General features: G+C 63.2%; 15 protein-coding genes, 1 tRNA gene and 1 pseudogene. 8 read left to right on the top strand and 9 right to left on the bottom strand.

The genetic code is table 11. The annotated features are described in order from the left end of the window. Nucleotides 1-12: 12 nt before the first annotated feature. The 4 genes from AC1PLS_RS15925 to thiS form a co-directional block, all read right to left on the bottom strand. Nucleotides 13-1,875 carry an SLC13 family permease gene (locus AC1PLS_RS15925; RefSeq protein WP_024940321.1) on the bottom strand — a complete coding sequence of 621 codons (1,863 nt, stop codon included), beginning with the start codon at nt 1,873-1,875 and terminating at the stop codon, nt 13-15. A 74-nt stretch (nt 1,876-1,949) separates the two neighbouring features. Next, nucleotides 1,950-2,708, bottom strand: coding sequence for a tRNA (guanosine(46)-N7)-methyltransferase TrmB (gene trmB, locus AC1PLS_RS15920; protein WP_053045691.1), 759 nt, complete (start codon nt 2,706-2,708; stop codon nt 1,950-1,952). A 173-nt stretch (nt 2,709-2,881) separates the two neighbouring features. Continuing rightward, nucleotides 2,882-3,676, bottom strand: a complete 795-nt coding sequence (locus AC1PLS_RS15915; protein WP_104593854.1) for a thiazole synthase — start codon at nt 3,674-3,676, stop codon at nt 2,882-2,884. A gap of 49 nt (nt 3,677-3,725) precedes the next feature. Beyond that, nucleotides 3,726-3,926, bottom strand: a complete 201-nt coding sequence (gene thiS, locus AC1PLS_RS15910; protein ID WP_024939391.1) for a sulfur carrier protein ThiS — start codon at nt 3,924-3,926, stop codon at nt 3,726-3,728. A 190-nt stretch (nt 3,927-4,116) separates the two neighbouring features. Here thiS and AC1PLS_RS15905 point away from each other — a divergent pair, with 190 nt between their 5' ends. From AC1PLS_RS15905 to AC1PLS_RS15890, 4 genes are all read left to right on the top strand, one after another. Then, nucleotides 4,117-5,901, top strand: coding sequence for an autotransporter outer membrane beta-barrel domain-containing protein (locus tag AC1PLS_RS15905; RefSeq protein WP_102256007.1), 1,785 nt, complete (start codon nt 4,117-4,119; stop codon nt 5,899-5,901). Nucleotides 5,902-6,005: 104 nt separating this feature from the next. Beyond that, nucleotides 6,006-6,079, top strand: a tRNA-Gly gene (locus tag AC1PLS_RS15900). A 410-nt stretch (nt 6,080-6,489) separates the two neighbouring features. Continuing rightward, nucleotides 6,490-6,876 carry a hypothetical protein gene (locus AC1PLS_RS15895; RefSeq protein WP_024939393.1) on the top strand — a complete coding sequence of 129 codons (387 nt, stop codon included), beginning with the start codon at nt 6,490-6,492 and terminating at the stop codon, nt 6,874-6,876. 88 nt (nt 6,877-6,964) lie between these two features. Beyond that, nucleotides 6,965-7,357, top strand: coding sequence for an H-NS histone family protein (locus AC1PLS_RS15890; RefSeq protein ID WP_023904915.1), 393 nt, complete (start codon nt 6,965-6,967; stop codon nt 7,355-7,357). 156 nt (nt 7,358-7,513) lie between these two features. On the opposite strand, the gene AC1PLS_RS15885 is transcribed toward AC1PLS_RS15890, so the two are convergent. Then, nucleotides 7,514-7,888 (bottom strand): hypothetical protein, encoded by a 375-nt coding sequence (locus AC1PLS_RS15885; protein ID WP_184433703.1) that lies wholly within the window; start codon nt 7,886-7,888, stop codon nt 7,514-7,516. A 118-nt stretch (nt 7,889-8,006) separates the two neighbouring features. Then, nucleotides 8,007-10,139 (bottom strand): glycogen debranching protein GlgX, encoded by a 2,133-nt coding sequence (glgX, locus tag AC1PLS_RS15880; RefSeq protein ID WP_184433705.1) that lies wholly within the window; start codon nt 10,137-10,139, stop codon nt 8,007-8,009. A gap of 518 nt (nt 10,140-10,657) precedes the next feature. On the opposite strand from glgX, the gene rimK reads away from it, so the two are divergent. The 4 genes from rimK to AC1PLS_RS15860 all read left to right on the top strand — a co-directional run bounded on the left by rimK (nt 10,658) and on the right by AC1PLS_RS15860 (nt 14,266). Next, entirely contained in the window at nt 10,658-11,533 is an 876-nt protein-coding gene (gene rimK / locus AC1PLS_RS15875) for a 30S ribosomal protein S6--L-glutamate ligase (RefSeq protein WP_016904091.1), read from the top strand. A 208-nt stretch (nt 11,534-11,741) separates the two neighbouring features. Beyond that, the gene (locus tag AC1PLS_RS15870; RefSeq protein ID WP_481103849.1) at nt 11,742-12,230 is read left to right on the top strand and encodes a hypothetical protein; all 489 of its coding nucleotides are present in this window, start codon (nt 11,742-11,744) and stop codon (nt 12,228-12,230) included. A 31-nt stretch (nt 12,231-12,261) separates the two neighbouring features. Beyond that, nucleotides 12,262-12,939 (top strand): response regulator transcription factor, encoded by a 678-nt coding sequence (locus tag AC1PLS_RS15865; protein WP_006448355.1) that lies wholly within the window; start codon nt 12,262-12,264, stop codon nt 12,937-12,939. Next, complete coding sequence (locus AC1PLS_RS15860; protein WP_167709509.1) at nt 12,932-14,266, top strand: sensor histidine kinase; 1,335 nt, start codon at nt 12,932-12,934, stop codon at nt 14,264-14,266. The genes AC1PLS_RS15865 and AC1PLS_RS15860 overlap by 8 nt, the downstream gene beginning before the upstream one ends. Before the next feature lie 105 nt (nt 14,267-14,371). On the opposite strand, the gene AC1PLS_RS15855 is transcribed toward AC1PLS_RS15860, so the two are convergent. The 3 genes and pseudogenes from AC1PLS_RS15855 to AC1PLS_RS15845 form a co-directional block, all read right to left on the bottom strand. Continuing rightward, nucleotides 14,372-14,767 (bottom strand): SymE family type I addiction module toxin, encoded by a 396-nt coding sequence (locus AC1PLS_RS15855; protein WP_184433708.1) that lies wholly within the window; start codon nt 14,765-14,767, stop codon nt 14,372-14,374. A gap of 400 nt (nt 14,768-15,167) precedes the next feature. Continuing rightward, a complete protein-coding gene (locus tag AC1PLS_RS15850; RefSeq protein WP_184433711.1) occupies nt 15,168-15,626 on the bottom strand; it encodes a hypothetical protein in 459 nt (152 codons plus the stop codon). Nucleotides 15,627-15,925: 299 nt separating this feature from the next. Next, a pseudogene (locus tag AC1PLS_RS15845) lies at nt 15,926-16,530 on the bottom strand (RHS repeat-associated core domain-containing protein); the annotation flags it as partial. Nucleotides 16,531-16,542: the final 12 nt, after the last annotated feature.

The following is a 16,542-nucleotide window of genomic DNA, read 5'->3' as shown; positions in this document are numbered from 1 at the left end:
AAGTGGTGCGGCTCAGCGCGCTGCCCACCAGAACATCAGGTTGATCATCGACACCATCACCACGATGTAGATCAGCGACAGCGGTGCGCCCACGCGCCACAGCTCGCGCGGCTGATAGTTGGCTGGGCCGGCCACCATCGAGATCACCGGGTTGGAGGCCGTCATCAGATTGTTGGACGCCGACAGCGCCACGATCAACGCGAATGCGGTGGGGTTGCCGTTGGCGGCCAGCGCCAGGTTGACCGCAATCGGCACCATCACGATGGTGGCGCCGACATGGCTGATCACCAGCGAAAACGCGGTGGTCAGCAGCGCCAGGCTGATTTCCAGCGCCCATACCGGAATGCCTTCGGGCAGGCGGTCGATGGTATGGCCCGCCACCCAGGCCGCGGTGCCGCTGCTGTCCATCGCCCAGCCGAGTGGAATCAGGCCGGCCATCATGAAGATGGTCTTCCAGTTGATCGAGGCATAGGCCTCGTCCATGCGCAGCACGCCGCTGACCAGCATGCAGGCCACGCCGGTCATCAAGGTCAGTGCCACCGGCAAGCGCGAGGTCAGCGCGATCAGGATGGTGAAGGCGAAGATCGCCATGGCGATCTTGAACTTGTGCGGGCGCTGCTCGCCCTTGGGAAAGTCGGTCACCGGCACGAAGTCGCGGCTTTCCGCCGCCTGCGCCAGGTCCTGCCAGATGCTGTGGAACACCAGCATGTCGCCGCCACGCAGCGGCACGTTGCGCACGTCTTCGCGGATCACCTGCTTGTCGCGGTTGATCGCCAGCAGGCTGATGCCGCTCTGCTTGCGCAGGCGCAACTCGGCCGCGGTCTTGCCGATCAGCCGCGAGTTGGGCGGGATCAATGCTTCGGAAATGCCGGCCAGGCTGGGGTTGAACAGATCGCCCAGGTTGCGCAGGCGCGAGGACATGCGCAGGAACTGGTTCTGCGCGAAGTCGGTCACTTCCTGGCGCGGCCCCATCGCCCCGAGCACGCTGCCGACCCAGATGCGCATGTCGGCCGGCGGCGCCAGACGGGTGTCGTTGCCGGTCTTCAGGGCCAGCAGCAACGGCGCGTCGTGCAGCGCTTCGGCCTCGCCCAGGGTCATGCCGACCAACGGGCTTTCGGCGCTGACGGTGAGCTCGAACACGTCGCCGTCGATGCCGTAGGTCTTGGCGAAATAGCTTTCGGTGCGCGAGGGCGTGACGCCTTCGTTGATCAGGCGTTCTTCTTCGATCAGCTTGCGGTCGCCGTAGAAGCGGAAGTACAGCAGTGCGGCGATCAGCAAGGCCACGCCGATCGGCAGCGGCGCGAACATCGTCAACGGCTCGATGCTGGCCATGCCCGAGGGCAGGTTGTTGTTGGCGGAGACCAATAGATCGTTGAGCAGGATCAGCGGTGAATTGCCCACCATGGTCAGCGCGCCGCCCATCACGATGGCCGCGGCGATCGGCAGCAGCATGCGTTGCAGGGTCAGCCCGGTGCGCGTGGCCAGCCGCGAGGCGACCGGCAGGTACAAGGCCATCACCGACGGGTTCTGCATGAAGGACGAATTCAAGCCGGAGATGGCCAGCGTCATCATCATCAGGCGTTGTTCGCTGCCGTGCGAGCGCCGCAGCAACCAGGTCGCCAGGCGATTCAACGCACCGGTGCGCTCCAGCCCCGCACCAAGAATGGTGGTGGCGATGATGCTCATCACCGCGTTACCGGAAAAACCACCGAACAGTTCTTCCGGCGCCACCAGCCCGGTGACGCCCAGCACCACCAGCACGATCAAGGCCACCACGTCGGCGCGGATGCGCTCGAACAAAAACATCGCCATCGTGAAACCGACCAGCCCGAGGACGAGCTTCATATCGTTGGTCAGTGTCAGCGCGGTGTCCATCGGGGCGGGGATTCGGGATTCGGAAGTGGGGATTGGTCAGGCGACTGCGGCGTCGAGTATGCGGGGAAGCGCTGTTACGAGTCCCCAATCCCCGCCCCCGAATCCCGGTCATAAACCAGATCCCACACGCCGTGGCCGAGCTTCTGGCCGCGGGTTTCGAAGTGGGTCTGCGGGCGCCAGGCGGGGCGTTCGACGTGGCCGCGTGGGCCGGCGCGATTGACCAGGCCCGGGGTGGCGTCGAGCACGTCCCACATCTGTTCGGCGTAATCGGCCCAGTCGGTGGCCGCATGCAGGCGGCCACCATCGCGCAGCTTGCGCACCACCAGCTGCGCGAACGCCGGCTGGATCAGGCGGCGCTTGTTGTGGCGCTTCTTGTGCCACGGATCGGGGAAGTAGATGCGCACCTCGTCAAGCGCGCCATCGGCGATCTCGTGTTCGAGCACTTCCACTGCGTCGTGGTGATACAGGCGCACATGCGTGCTGCCATCCTCGTCCAGCGCATTGAGCAGGCGACCGACGCCGGGCGCATGCACCTCGATGCCGATGTAGTCGCGGCTGGGGTCCTGCTGCGCGGCAAAGCGCAATGCCGCGCCATTGCCAAACCCGATCTCCAGCACCTTGGGTGCGGGACGGCCGAAGGCCGCATCGAGATCGCGCGGCGCACCGCTGTAGTCCAGGCCGAAGCGCGGCCACAACTCGTCGAACGCGCGCTGCTGCGCCGGGGTGAAGCGGCCCTGGCGCAGCACGAAGCTGCGCACCTGCCGGCGGCCCTCTTCGATGGTGAAGGGCTTGGGCGGCATCTTGGCGCCGTCGCTGGTGAAAGGATCAGTCATGAGTTAAGTCACATCAAAAAACAAAAGCCCCTCTGCCTTGGGGAGAGGGGTTGGGGTGAGGGTACGGCGTAAGGGAGCACGTGCAGCGACGCGCGATCCAGCAACGGCCACATCCGGCATGTCACACGGCCAAGCGGTGCGCATCGACGGCAATGTCAACGCAGTCCACCCACTCATCCAATCACGCCATCCACCGGACTCGACGCCGAGGCATACCGCTTGCGCGGAATCCGCCCGGCCAGGAAGGCTTCGCGTCCGGCCTCGATCGCCTTGCGCATCGCGCTCGCCATCAGGATCGGATCGCGCGCACCGGCGATGGCGGTGTTCATCAGCACGCCGTCGCAGCCCAGCTCCATCGCGATCGCCGCATCCGATGCCGTGCCCACGCCGGCATCGACAATGATCGGCACCTTGGCGTTTTCGATGATTTCCAGCAGGTTGTACTTGTTCTGGATGCCCAGCCCGGAGCCGATCGGCGCGGCCAGTGGCATCACCGCCACGCAGCCGATCTCTTCCAGGCGCTTGGCCAGGATCGGATCGTCGGAGGTATAGACCATGACGTCGAAGCCATCGGCAACCAGCTGTTCGGCGGCCCTGAGCGTCTGCACCACGTCCGGATACAGCGTGCGCTCGTCGCCGAGCACCTCCAGCTTGGTCAGGTTGTGGCCGTCCAGCAGCTCGCGCGCCAGCCGGCAGGTGCGCACCGCGTCTTCGGCGGTGTAGCAGCCGGCGGTGTTGGGCAGCAGCGTGTAGCGATCCGGCGGCAGCACATCGAGCAGGCTGGGCGCGTTGGGGTCCTGGCCGATGTTCACCCGGCGGATCGCCACGGTGACGATCTGCGCGGCGGCCGCTTCGGTGGCCAGGCGGGTTTCGTCCAGGTCCTTGAACTTGCCGGTGCCGGTCAGCAGGCGCGAACGGTACGGCTTGCCGGCGATGATCAGCGCATCAGAGGGGGCGGTATTGGTCATCGGGCAATTATCACCGATCGCGCGCAGCTGCGCCGGCCTGTGTGCCGCATCAACCGCCGCCCAGCGCGTGCACGATCTCCACCACATCGCCGGCACGCAACCGGTGCGTGGCATGTCGCCCGCGCGACACGATTTCGCCATTGATCTCCACCGCCACGCGCCGTTGTGCAAGACCTTCCTGCTCCAGCAGGGTGGCCAGCAGCAGATCGTCGGGAACGTCGCGCGGGGTGCCGTTGAGTTGAATGTTCATGTCATCATTGTGGCATCGCGTGCCGCCAGGGCGCGCGTTTTTGCGTTATGCGGCAATGCAGCGTGAGCGCGGGCGGCGAGGGTGAAACCATGTGCCATTCGCCGGCGTACGTCAGCAGGTCCGGTCCAGTTCCACACTACCTTGAGCAGGCACTCCCATGGCTTCAACCCTTCGCCCGATCCGTTCCCTGATGGCCGTGGCCATCGCCATTGCGGCCACCCCGGCCATGGCCGCGTCTGCGTTCGACCAGACCGTGTTCTTCGGTGACAGCCTCACCGACAGCGGCTACTACAACCCGTTGCTGCCGGCCGCCTCGCGCGCGGTCACCGGCAAGTTCACCACCAACCCGGGCTGGGTCTGGGCCGAGTACGTCGCCGACCACTACGGCACCAATGCCGCGCCCAACGGCAATGGCCAGACCGGCGACAACTACGCCGCCGGCGGTGCCCGCATCCAGGCCGGTTCGACCAGCGTGCTCGGTGCCGCGCCTTCGGTGACCAGCCAGATCAACACCTACCTGAGCGCCAACGGCGGCCAGGCCAACCCGAATGCGCTCTACACCGTATGGGGCGGCGCCAACGATCTGCTCGCCGCTGCGGCCGTGCCGGCCCAGGCGCAGGCCATCATCGGCAACGCAGTCACCGCGCAGGTCGGTGCAGTCGGCGCCTTGCAGGCCGCCGGCGCGCGCTACGTGATGGTGCCGACCATTCCGGACGTGGGCATCACCCCGCGCTTCCGCGCCGGCGGTGCCGCTGCGATGGCGCAGGGCACTGCTGCGGCAACCGCCTACAACACCGCATTGTTCAATGGCCTGCGGTCGGCCGGCCTGCGCGTGATCCCGGTCGACACCTTCCACATCCTGCAGGAAGTGGTCGCCAATCCTGGCACCTACGGCTTCAGCAACGTCACCAGCACCGCCTGCAACCCGGCCGTGCCGCTGCCGGCCTGCAACCCGACCAGCCTGGTCGCCGCCAACGCGCCCAACACCTATGTGTTCGCCGATGGCATCCACCCTACCACCGCCACCCACCAGATCCTGGGCCAGTACGCCATCTCGCTGCTGGAAGCCCCGCGTCTGCAGCAGGTGCTCACGCATTCGGCGCAGGCGATCGGCCGCGCGCGCGCCGACCAGGTGGCCTGGCATCTGGACGGCAAGCCGGACGCCGATGGCCTGCGTTGGTGGGGCAGCGTGCGTGGCGACATGCAGCGTTACGACCACGCCGATCTGTACGACGGCATGGCCCCGGCCGGCCTGTTCGGTGTGGACTGGACTGCGGGCGACCTGGTGTTCGGCGGCTTTGCCGGCTTCGGCAGCATGGACGCCGACTTCGGCAACCGTAACGGCAGCTTCAAGCAGGACGACACCACGCTGGGCGGCTTCTTCGGCTGGTACACCGGCCCGGTCTGGGTCAACGCGCAGGTCAGCTACAGCTGGCTGAGCTACGACGTCGACCGCGAAGTGCAGCTCGGGCCGGCCACCCGCGTGCACAGCGGCTCGCCGGACGGCAGTAACCTCACCGCCGCGGTCAACGCCGGTTATTCGTTGGGCGAAGGCAACGTCAAGTACGGCCCGGTGGTCGGCCTGACCTGGCAGAAGCTCAAGCTCGACGGCTACACCGAGAGCAACGAAAGCTCCACCGCACTGGGCTACGCCGATCAGGACATCGACTCGATGGTCGGCCGCATCGGCTTCCAGGTGCGCCTGGACGGTGCAATGGTCAAGCCGTACCTGCAGGCGACCTACGACCACGAGTTCAAGGACGGCACCGAAGCCAGCGCCTGGCTGCAGTCGATGCCGGACGTGGGCATGTACACCGTCCCGGGCCAGAACTTCGATCGCAACTACGCGACCGTCGTGCTGGGTGCCCGCACCGGCCTGTGGGGCCTGCAGAGCAACATCGGCCTGAGCACCACCACCGCCCAGCGCAGCGCCCGCGACGCGACGCTGTTCGTGAATTTCAGCGGCAACTTCTGATCCAAGCACCACACGCGTTGCAAGCGAGGGCCGGGCAACCGGCCCTCGTCACATCTACGCATTGCGCCCGGCCCCCGCACCCGCCTAAACTCTCGCAACGCCGTGCGGGCGTAGCTCAATGGTAGAGCTGTAGCTTCCCAAGCTACTGACGTGGGTTCGATTCCCATCGCCCGCTCCATGTCCGGCAGTGGCCTCTGACGATCTTGTCCACTAGGCCAGCGCGGATTGCTCGATATCCGATCCGTCCTAACTGAATTGCTTATCTTCTGGGCCGGTCGCTGCGCGATTGCGCTTACACCCTGACATGCCATTTCAGGGCGCAGCTCAGGCCTCCGCAGTCGATGGCAACGATTGGTTTTCAGCTGTCGGCTTTTTAACCCTGGATGGGGTGTTTTCGTCGGCTACAACCGATTGCGACAATGCAGCCGGATATAACATTTAGTGTTTGGACCGGCACCGATTGCAGCGCGCTTGGAGCGAATAACGCCAGTTGCGCGCTTCGCTATTTCCTTCCCCTTGGTCAGGAACCTCCTGATTGAGCGGGCTCGCGGCGATGGGCATAGTGGCAGCCATCATCGAGCGAGCACCATGACCGCCACGCATCCTCAACTCATCGGCGCACTTCTGAAGGGCATACGACGCGCCGAATCCGCGCGGGCAGCCTCGGTTGCTCACCGCGCCGAGCAGATGCGTTTTGGTTACGGCACGCCGGACGATGCTGGCAAGGTGTTGGAGATGTTCGCGCTGGATTCCGAGCAGATTCGCGAGCTGGGTCTGGTGGGGGTGGAAGAGCTGGGCGAAGCGGTCTGCCATGCCTGGTCCATCAACGCCGGCGAGCTGGATCGGGTGGTGCAGTGGTTTTCTGTGCCCAGGGTCGAGTTTGTCGGCAAGCACTGCGGTGAGCTGATCCGGGCCGGGCGCATCGGGCCGGTGCTGACCATGGCCCGCGAGCATGCCTTGCTGCGCCATCGCTGAGCGCAGCCAGACTCGGGCGCGTCCTGCCGCTTTACGCTAGCCGGCGCAACGGCAATACTCGCTGACCCGTCCAACCTCAGTTTTGCCAATGCGCCAGGTTCCGCCCGCTTCACCCTCTGCCGCCGCCAAAGCCCAATTGCTGGAAGAGCTGCGCAAGCTCGAGCAGGAAGAAGCCCAGCTGAAGTACGCCCAGACGCTGGAAGCCTTCGACCAGGTGGTCGAGGTGCTGACCCAATTCGGCAGCCGCTTCAATGCCAAGCAGAAGTCCCAGATTGCCTCGCTGGCAATGACTGGCAAATCCAAGGGGCCGTTGTCGTCCACAGGCGAAGTGGTGGCCAAGTACTGGATTCCGCATTCCGGCGAGACCTGGTCCGGGCGTGGCCGCACGCCGCGTGCGTTCAAGGCCTGGGAAGGCACCAGCTCCTACAAGGAATGGAAGGCCAATCATCCGGACAAGCGATTTCCGCTGTATCCGGGCTGAGTTTTGCGTCTTCAAGGTCTGGCTAGGGTGCGTAACGCTTAGCGATTCACGGCCGTCGTGCACTTTGGTGTTATCGCCGTCATTGCCGCATTCGAGACGCTGCCGGATCGTGCAATCACATCTGGGTGTGGTGATGCTTGCCGATGTCGCCGTGTTTTAGGCCGGAGCCAGAGAATTGCGTGTCCAGCTTGCTATGGCGATGTAATTGTTTAAGCACAGTGCGTCGCGATTAAGCGGCGGGTTTTTCGATAGATGTACTCGAAATGCGTGATTGCCGGGTGCGGCTGTTTCGTTTTTTAAGTTGGTTGATCGGCTATCGATAAAGGCGAGCGGTAACTTGATAAATACCGCACCAGGCCGCATCGCCACGCGCGTCACTAGAGACCAAGCCACTGCTCCAAGCGCTTTGGCAAGCAAAGCCATTGCAGCTCTATCTGCGATTGCGGCGCGCCGGCAGCGATTCTGCTTCCCCCGCGCTCGACGCAGAGTCTGGCTGTCACCTTCAGGGTTGACTGCTGCATCGGCATCCATGAATCGATAGCGCAGATCCTGTCAAAGCCGTAGCCTCCGTCGCCGATGTCGAAGCAATAAAAAACTCGCGGTCTACCGGGTTTCCGGCAGGCCGCGAGTTCGTGTTACCGCATCAGTGTTACTGGTCGTTCTTGCACTCGAACACCGACACGCTGCGCGGCGGGGCCAGGAATTCGCTGGCGCCGGCCGGCATCATGTCCACTTCCAGTGCTTCGTCGGTCGAGAGCGCCAGCTTCCAGTGCACCGGTTCGTCGGCCGAGGGCAGGGTGAAGGTCACGCCTTCGTGATAGGCATTGATGACGATCAACAAGGTGGCGTCGTTGGCCAGCTCCTTGACGCCGGAGGTCTGGGCCTTGCCTTCCAGCAGCAGTCCCACCGAGCGCGCGCCGGCATCGGTCCAGTGCGCGTCGTCCATTTCGGTGCCGCCCGGATTGAGCCAGGTGAGATCGCGCAGGCCTGCCTCCTCGTTGTACTGACCGTTGAGGAAGCGGCCGCGCGACAGGATCGGATAGCGCTTGCGCAACTGCGTCAGTGCCTGGACGAAGTCGGTCAGGCGGCCATCGGTCGGGTCGTTTTCCCAGTCCAGCCAGGTGATCTCGTTGTCCTGGCAATAGGTGTTGTTGTTGCCGCCCTGCGACTGCGCACGCTCGTCACCGGCAAGCATCATCGGTGTCCCTTGCGAGAGCAGCAGCGTGGCGAGCAGGTTCTTCATCTGCCGCTCGCGGATCTGCAGCACGTCCGCGTTGTCGGTATCACCTTCCTCGCCATAGTTGCAGGAACCGTCGTTGGACGAACCGTCGCGATTGTCCTCGCCATTGGCGATGTTGTGCTTTTCGTTGTAGCTCACCAGGTCGCGCAGGGTGAATCCATCATGCGCGGTGATGAAGTTGACCGACGCCCACGGGCGGCGACCGCGACGATCGAACAGATCGGCCGAACCGGTGAAGCGCGTGGCGAACTCGGCGAGCTTGCCATCCTCGCCCTTCCAGAACTCGCGCGCGTTGTCGCGGAACTTGTCGTTCCATTCCGACCAGCCCGGCGGGAAATGACCGACCTGGTAGCCGCCGGGGCCGCAGTCCCAGGGTTCGGCAATCAACTTGACCTCCGACAGCAACGGATCCTGGTTGCACGCATCCAGGAAACCGCCACGCTGGTCGAAGCCACTGGGCTCGCGTCCCAGGATCGTGGCCAGGTCGAAGCGGAAGCCGTCCACATGCATTTCGCCGGCCCAATAGCGCAGCGAGTCGTTGACGAACTGGATCACCCGCGAGTTGCTCAGATTGAGCGTATTGCCGGTGCCGGTATCGTTGATGTAGTAACGCTTGTCTTCGGCAAGGCGATAGTAGCTGGCGTTGTCGATGCCCTTGAACGACAGCGTCGGGCCCAGCTCGCTGCCTTCGGCGGTGTGGTTGTAGACCACGTCCAGGATCACTTCCAGGCCCTGCTTGTGCATGGCCTTGACCATGTCGCGGAACTCATCGCGATGTCCGCTGGACAGGTAGCGCGACTTCAGCGCGAAGAAGCCGATGGTGTTGTAGCCCCAGTAATTGCGCAGGTCCTTGTCCAGCAGATGCTGGTCGTCCAGATACGCATGTACCGGCAACAGCTCCACTGCGGTGATGCCCAGGTCCTTGATGTATTGCAGCACCTGCGGCTGCGCCAGGCCGGCGAAGGTGCCGCGTACGGCCTCCGGTACCTGCGGGTTGCGCATGGTGTAACCACGCACATGGGTTTCGTAGATCACCGTCTCGTTCCACGGCTTGAGCAGGCGCGCATCGTCTTCCCAGTCGTAGGTGTCTTCGACCACCACACACTTGGGCATGAACGGTGCGCTGTCGCGCTCGTCGAAACTCAGATCGCCATCCGGGTGACCCACGGTATAGCCGTACAGTTCGTCTGCCCAGATCAGTTCGCCATCCATCTCGCGTGCATACGGATCCATCAACAGCTTGTTGTGGTTGAAGCGGTGGCCTTCGGTGGGCTCATACGGGCCATGCACGCGGTAACCGTAGCGCTGGCCGGGTTTGACGTCGGGCAGGTAGCCGTGCCAGATCTCGTTGGTGTATTCCGGAAGATCCACCCGCACTTCGGTGCCCTGTTCGTCGAACAGGCACAGCTCCACGCGCGTGGCATGCGCGGAAAACAACGCAAAATTGGTGCCCTGGCCATCGAAGACGGCACCGCGCGGAAACGGGCGTCCTTGACGGATGCGGGAGGGGTTGGCGTAAGCCGCGCTTGCTGGACGTCGCATTGAGAGTCTCGGGTGCGCCGGCATGCCGGCATTGAGGGAACTCAAGCATTGCGGGTTGCGCTGTGCAAACTGCGTCACGACGACAGGGGGGCGGCGTGAGGGCGGTCGATGCGGCACGCGGCGGCCGGTCATTCCGCCCGAGGTGACGGAAGCGCGCGCGCTGACGCGGATGGAGCTGAGACGTCGAGTCGCGGATGTCTGCTGCGTTGTCTGCGCGACTGTCGCCGGGCAAACCTGCGCCGTGCATCACCTGTGCCGCGGTACGTCAGCGCGCTTGAGCGCTGCGCAGCCGCCCTGCTAGCATCCGGGCCGTCGCAGCCACGCCGCGCGTGCAGTCTTACAGCTGCCTTGCTGCGTCACTTCCACCTCCCATTCTCGGGGCCGTCGCACACCCGTCGAACGCAACGTGCAGGGCAGGGACGCTGCCCGCGCGTGCAATCGGCCGGCAGACCTACGGACTTGGGTCACTCCGTCATCAGACTCCGACCATGTCCAGGCCGCGCCGTACACCTGCCGCGATGAAAATCGCCATTCTTTCCCGCAACAGCAAGCTGTACTCGACCCGGCGGCTCATCGAGGCCGGGCGCAAGCGTGGTCATACCGTGCGCATCCTCGACCCGCTGCGCTGCTACATGCGCATCGCCGCCGACGGTTTCAGCCTGCACTACAAGGGCAAGCCGATCACCGGCTTCGATGCGGTGATCCCGCGCATCGGCGCCTCGGTCACGCGCTATGCCACCGCCGTGTTGCGCCAGCTCGAATTCATGGGCACCTACACGCCCAACCCGTCCGACGCCATCCTGCGCTCGCGCGACAAGTTGCGTGCGCATCAGTTGCTGGCCGCGCAAGGCATCGACATGCCGGTGACCGTGTTCGGCGACAACCCGGACGACACCCAGGATCTGCTGTCGATGCTGGGCCCGCCGCCGCATGTGGTGAAGTTGAACGAGGGCGCGCAGGGCGCCGGGGTGATCCTCACCGAGAAAGCCAGCGCCTCGCGCGGCGTAGTCGAGGCGCTGCGCGGGCTCTATGCCAACTTCATCGTGCAGGAATTCATCGGCGAGGCCGAGGGCGCGGACCTGCGCTGCTTCGTGGTCGGCGACCGGGTGGTTGCCGCCATGCGCCGGCAGGCGGCCGAGGGCGACTTCCGTTCCAACCTGCATCTGGGCGGCAGCGCTGCGGTGGCCCAGGCCACCGAGCAGGAGCAGGAGGTCGCGGTACGCTCGGCGCGCGCGCTGGGCCTGGCCGTGGCCGGTGTGGACCTGATCCGTTCCAGGCGTGGGCCGTTGGTGCTCGAGGTCAACTCGACTCCCGGACTGGAGGGCGTGGAAGGGGTCTGCGAGGTGGACGTGGCGGCGGCGATCATCCAGCACCTGGAGCAGTCGATCCGTTGATCGGGCCGGGAGTGTTGTTAGCAAAAATTTAACGAAAATCTAATCCTTTCCTCGCTAGCCTCACCCGACCGTAGCTCCGCTCTCGGCAGTGACGGTGATCGGGATGAACTTTTGGCCCAAGTGCGTTGTCGCACTTGGGCCTTTTTACTTAGGCACGCTTGCTCCACCAGCGACGTCGAGTCTAAAGTGAGGAAATGTTAAACGGACGATGGAACAAGGAACGATCATGCTCAAGGCTTTCTGTTATGCGGCATCTTTGTCTGTGCTCTTGCTAGTCAATGCTGCGGATGCTTCGGCAACAGTAGACGTCAGGAAGCCTTTCGCCCAGCAGGCCGCTCAAGTGCGCAACGAGCTGGATGGCGGCACCAAGTACTCCGAGATCAGTCAGGAAGACCGCGCTAAGGTGCTTTCTGCGCTCACGAGAATAGAAATTGCAGTGGCAGAAAATGGTGATGCACAGGCGTTGACGCCGGACCGAAAGGCAGCGGTCTATAACGACCAAGAGCTCATCAATACAATTTTGACGAGGGCGGGTGAGGAAAGTCGCCTGGTTTGTACGCGTGAAAAGGCGACGGGTTCTCATCACACCACTTCGATCTGCAAAACCGTTGCCGAACGCAGACGCTTGCGTGACAGCGGCGAGCGTGACATGAGCTCCATGCAGCGGAGACACAAGGCCACCGACCCGGGCTCCTAAGTCCACCCCGACCATAGTTATTGAGGTTTCAGTGCGAATTCTAGTAATCGAAGACAACAGCGATATCGCCGCCAATCTGGGCGACTATCTCGAAGACCGCGGCCACACGGTGGACTTTGCCGCCGACGGCGTGACCGGTCTGCACTTGGCCGTGGTGCACGAGTTCGACGCCATCGTGCTCGACCTCAACCTGCCCGGCATGGATGGCATCGAGGTGTGTCGCAAGCTGCGCAACGAAGCGCGCAAGCAGACACCGGTGCTGATGCTCACCGCACGCGATTCGCTGGACAACAAGTTGGCCGGTTTCGACTCCGGCGCGGACGACTACCTGATCAAGCCGTTCGCGCTGCAGGAAGTGGAAGTGCGGCTCAACGCGCTTTCGCGTCGTGGCAAGGGCGTGCACACCCGCGTGCTGGAGACCGGCGATCTGGAATACAACCTGGACACGCTGGAAGTGCGTCGCCGCGGCAAGCTGTTGCAGCTCAACCCCACTGCCTTGAAGATCCTGCAGTCGCTGATGGAGGCCTCGCCGGCCGTCGTCACCCGCCAGGAGCTGGAAACCCGCGTCTGGGGCGAAGAACTTCCGGATTCGGACTCGCTGCGCGTGCATATCCACGGCCTGCGTGCGGTGGTCGACAAACCTTTCGATGTGCCGATGATCCAGACCCGTCACGGCATCGGCTATCGCATCGCCTCGCCCGATGCCTGAAGGCAATAACGGCGCGCGGCCCGCCCGCAGGCGCGGCCGCTACCGGCGGCGCCTGCGCAGCCGCATCATTCTGTCGTTCGTGTTGTTGGGCTTCTGCCTGACCACGCTGTTCGCCTTCGCCACCAACTGGGCGCGCTCGCGTGTGGAAAACCAGTTGGTGGAAGACGTGATGAACCGCAACATCGACGCCTTTGCGCAGCGCTTCTATTCCGACCCGCTGCGCAACCCCGACCTGCCGGTGCAGCAGATGCGTGGGCGGGTGGTCAAGAGCGACAAGTTCGAAGCGCTGCGGCTGGAACAGCCGGAGTGGTATCAGTTCCCGGACGGCATCCACACCATCTCCGGCGTGGACGAGAACGGCAACGCGTATTCGTACAAGCTGGCGGTGCGCAAGACGCCGAGCGAGTGGTTCTTCCTCGCCTACGACATGACCCAGACCATCAAGGGCGAGATCCAGCTCAAGCGCACCTTGATGCTTTCGGTGCTGGTGTTCAGCGGCTTCTCGCTGCTGATTGGCTGGTGGTCCGCATCCAAGGTCATGCGCCCGGTGTCCGACCTGGCCGCACGCCTGCGCGCCTATCGCGGCGGCACCAGTGAGCCCAAGCCGCTGGCCGCGCACTTCCCGGACGATGAGGTGGGCCAGCTGGCCGAAGCGCTGGACGATTACTCGGCCCGCCTCACAGAAGTGGTACAGCGCGACCGCGAATTCAACGCCGACGTCAGCCACGAACTGCGCACCCCGCTGGCGGTGATCCGCGGCGCCACCGAACTGCTGCTCACCAAGCCCAATCTCGACGAAAAGATGCTGCAGCGCCTGCAGCGCATCCAGCGCGCCGAACTGCAGTGCAGCGACCTGATCGGCTCGCTGCTGCTGCTCTCGCGCAACGAACGCGGGCAGGGCAGCAGCAATGTCGCCAAGGTGGCCGAACAGCTGATCGACGCGCACCGCGCCCAGCTTGGCGGCAAGCAGCTGGAGCTGCTGCTGGAAGGCGAGCGCGATCTGGTCATCGACGCGCCCGAATCAGCCTTGTCGGTGGCGCTGGGCAACCTGATCGGCAACGCGGTCAAGTACACCCAGGATGGCCAGGTGCGCGTGCGCGTGCTCGGCGACGCGGTGGAAGTGATCGACTCCGGCCCCGGCCTGAGCGAAGAAGACGCCGCCAAACTGTTCCAGCGCGGCTATCGCGGCACCCACGCCGGCCACTCGCAAGGCGGCGGCATCGGCCTGTCGATCGTCAGCCGGCTGTGCGACCTCTACGGCTGGCGTGTCAGCGTGCGCCCAGGCCAGCAGCGCGGCGTCATCGCAACACTAGCCTTCCATCGCTAACCACCACCCGCACTCCCGTAGGAGCGCACCCGGGCGCGAGGGCTTTACACGTATCGTCCTTCCCACTGCAGGGCGTCCAAACAACAACTGCACCCAAAACACCTTTCAGCGCTCCACCACCGTCACCACCAACTCGCCCGCACGCGCAGTGATCTGCAGCTTGCACCCAATCGCAAACCCCAACTGCTCCAGCCACAGCCCGCGCAAACGCACACTGGGGATGCGCTGGCTGTGCGGCCGGCCCGGCTCCGCATCGTAGAATGCATAGCCCACCGTGCAGCGCGTGGGCGTACGTGCCTTGCGCGGTGGCCGCGGCGGCAGATCGTCCACGCGGGGCCTGTGGCGACGGTCGAAGGCGAGGTTGTCCACATCGAACGTGGGTGACGGCACCAGCCGCATCGGCTGCGTGTCCTTTACCGGCGTAGCTGCTCGCTTGGCGGAAGTGGCGCGCTTGGTATTTGATTTGGACCGCTTGGAGCTTGGAGGCTTCGTTCGGCTCATCGCCTCACCTGCCCCAGCACCACGGGGCGACGACGCCCACCAACCTGCAATACCGATGCATCTGTCATGACAGCGCCTCCCTTCCAGGAACAGGCACCGTCGCCGGCCGGCGATGGGATGTCGGGAGGTTAGAAACCGCTCATAGCCGGCGGGCGTATTCCTCCCGAAGGAATGTTGTATTAGCCGCCCTCCCGACGCAGGCATCGCTTCGGCTTGCGCCTGGGAACAGGCACAAAAAACTCAGCGGTTTAACGGAGGTGGGTACCGCTATAAGCGGAGTTTCTACGCTCCTTGAGGCGGAGGTTGCCATCGAAATGATAGGTGTGTCAACTAGAGCTGGATTCTTATAGGTAAGTGATTTCCAAGAACGGAGAATTGGTTCCAGTTGCATATGAATTTATTATTCAATCAGGCTGAATCTACATAGATTTGTAGGAATTAAAAAACGCTTTCCGCCCGAAACGTCTATTGCGCGAACAAATTCGTAATTTATTAAGCTGTAATGATTCCAATCGAAAAAATCATAAAACCTAAGTTCAAGCGATTTGCCTAGGTCTGCTGGGTTTAGCTCGTCCCAGCGGGTGTTCCCTTCGTCAGAAAAGGCCGATTTATATGCTGGACCTTCACTAGGATCTTCTATTACGTGAACTGCTAAGCAATCAATTGCTTTCGTCCTATATTTATCTGCGGCGTCCTCCATATCACTGAGTACTAAGCATCTCAAAAGCTCCCTCTCAATAATTTCGAAAGATTGCTCAACGTCTAGTTGCAGGATATTTTCACCTGGCATTAGGTAGTTGTTCCAATTATGGCAGGCGGCTTTGCGGAAAGTTTCCATTCTTGAGGTAACGTCTTTCACAGTCAAAATCCTTGGAGTCCACCGCTTGGGCGATCTGGGTAGCACATGCAGGTTCGAGGGTCTTGATTGTAATTTATGACGTGCCAGTATCCATTGTTGTGACCATGGCCGGGCTTATTAACAAACCATCTTGCGCCTTTGGGGCAGGGCATGCAGTTGCCATCACAATCCCGTCCCGGGTTAACCGGAGGTAGTACTACTGGATCACTCTTACCCCGTGACTCCTGGGCAATGGGCATCGCCACGTTATGTGTATCGCCCGGCATGCTCATGACGGCGGCGACAGCCACTGCCGCGCCGATAGCTGCACCCACGCCGCAACCGACTGGTCCTGCCCATGCGCCGATAAAACAGCCTGCTGCAGGGTTTAAGCCATTTGGGTCAAAGTAAATGAGTGGCGATGCATAAGAATATCCATAGGTCGCTAACCCGCCGATTTGACCAACCGGATCACTTTGCCCATACCGCCCAGTAGCTGCTTCATAGTCCCTGAAGTAGTTCTGATTCAACCCACTCGCCGCATCAAACCGCTGCCCCGGAAACCGCATATCCAACACCAGCGCCGCACCATCCCCATCAGGATCCTGATTCGGTGCGGTGTTGCCGAAGGCTTCGCCCTTCAAGCTCCATGTCCACACCGCCACATCGCGGGTGGGGTCGATCACCACCCGCGGGCTGCCCAGGTGGTCCGGTTCGATGTAATGCAGCGTGTTGGCGTTGGCCAGCAGGCCGACCGGTAGATCGTCCAGCCAGATCGCCTGCTGCTTGGGCGCGCCGTTGTTGTCGTAGTCACCCAGCCAGTGGCCGGCTTCATCGTAGAGCGCGTAGGTATTGGTGGTGCCGAGGAAGCGGCGCACATGCTGCCCTTTCCGTTGTAGCGGTAGTTCATGGTAAGTGCTGACGCAGTGGCCTCATG

It is taken from the genome of Xanthomonas sp. NCPPB 3218 (assembly GCF_056725185.1).
The sequence above is the reverse complement of the archived record's forward strand: the minus strand, read 5'-3'. Positions and strand labels throughout refer to the sequence as shown.

Excerpts from the sequence above, each read along its gene's own strand:
- AC1PLS_RS15925 (WP_024940321.1), bottom strand. The coding sequence starts at position 1,875 with ATGGACACCGCGCTGACACTGACCAACGATATGAAGCTCGTCCTCGGG.
- trmB (WP_053045691.1), bottom strand. The coding sequence starts at position 2,708 with ATGACTGATCCTTTCACCAGCGACGGCGCCAAGATGCCGCCCAAGCCC.
- AC1PLS_RS15915 (WP_104593854.1), bottom strand. The coding sequence starts at position 3,676 with ATGACCAATACCGCCCCCTCTGATGCGCTGATCATCGCCGGCAAGCCG.
- thiS (WP_024939391.1), bottom strand. The coding sequence starts at position 3,926 with ATGAACATTCAACTCAACGGCACCCCGCGCGACGTTCCCGACGATCTG.
- AC1PLS_RS15905 (WP_102256007.1), top strand. The coding sequence starts at position 4,117 with ATGGCCGTGGCCATCGCCATTGCGGCCACCCCGGCCATGGCCGCGTCT.
- AC1PLS_RS15895 (WP_024939393.1), top strand. The coding sequence starts at position 6,490 with ATGACCGCCACGCATCCTCAACTCATCGGCGCACTTCTGAAGGGCATA.
- AC1PLS_RS15890 (WP_023904915.1), top strand. The coding sequence starts at position 6,965 with ATGCGCCAGGTTCCGCCCGCTTCACCCTCTGCCGCCGCCAAAGCCCAA.
- AC1PLS_RS15885 (WP_184433703.1), bottom strand. The coding sequence starts at position 7,888 with ATGGATGCCGATGCAGCAGTCAACCCTGAAGGTGACAGCCAGACTCTG.
- glgX (WP_184433705.1), bottom strand. The coding sequence starts at position 10,139 with ATGCGACGTCCAGCAAGCGCGGCTTACGCCAACCCCTCCCGCATCCGT.
- rimK (WP_016904091.1), top strand. The coding sequence starts at position 10,658 with ATGAAAATCGCCATTCTTTCCCGCAACAGCAAGCTGTACTCGACCCGG.
- AC1PLS_RS15870 (WP_481103849.1), top strand. The coding sequence starts at position 11,742 with ATGGAACAAGGAACGATCATGCTCAAGGCTTTCTGTTATGCGGCATCT.
- AC1PLS_RS15860 (WP_167709509.1), top strand. The coding sequence starts at position 12,932 with ATGCCTGAAGGCAATAACGGCGCGCGGCCCGCCCGCAGGCGCGGCCGC.
- AC1PLS_RS15855 (WP_184433708.1), bottom strand. The coding sequence starts at position 14,767 with ATGAGCCGAACGAAGCCTCCAAGCTCCAAGCGGTCCAAATCAAATACC.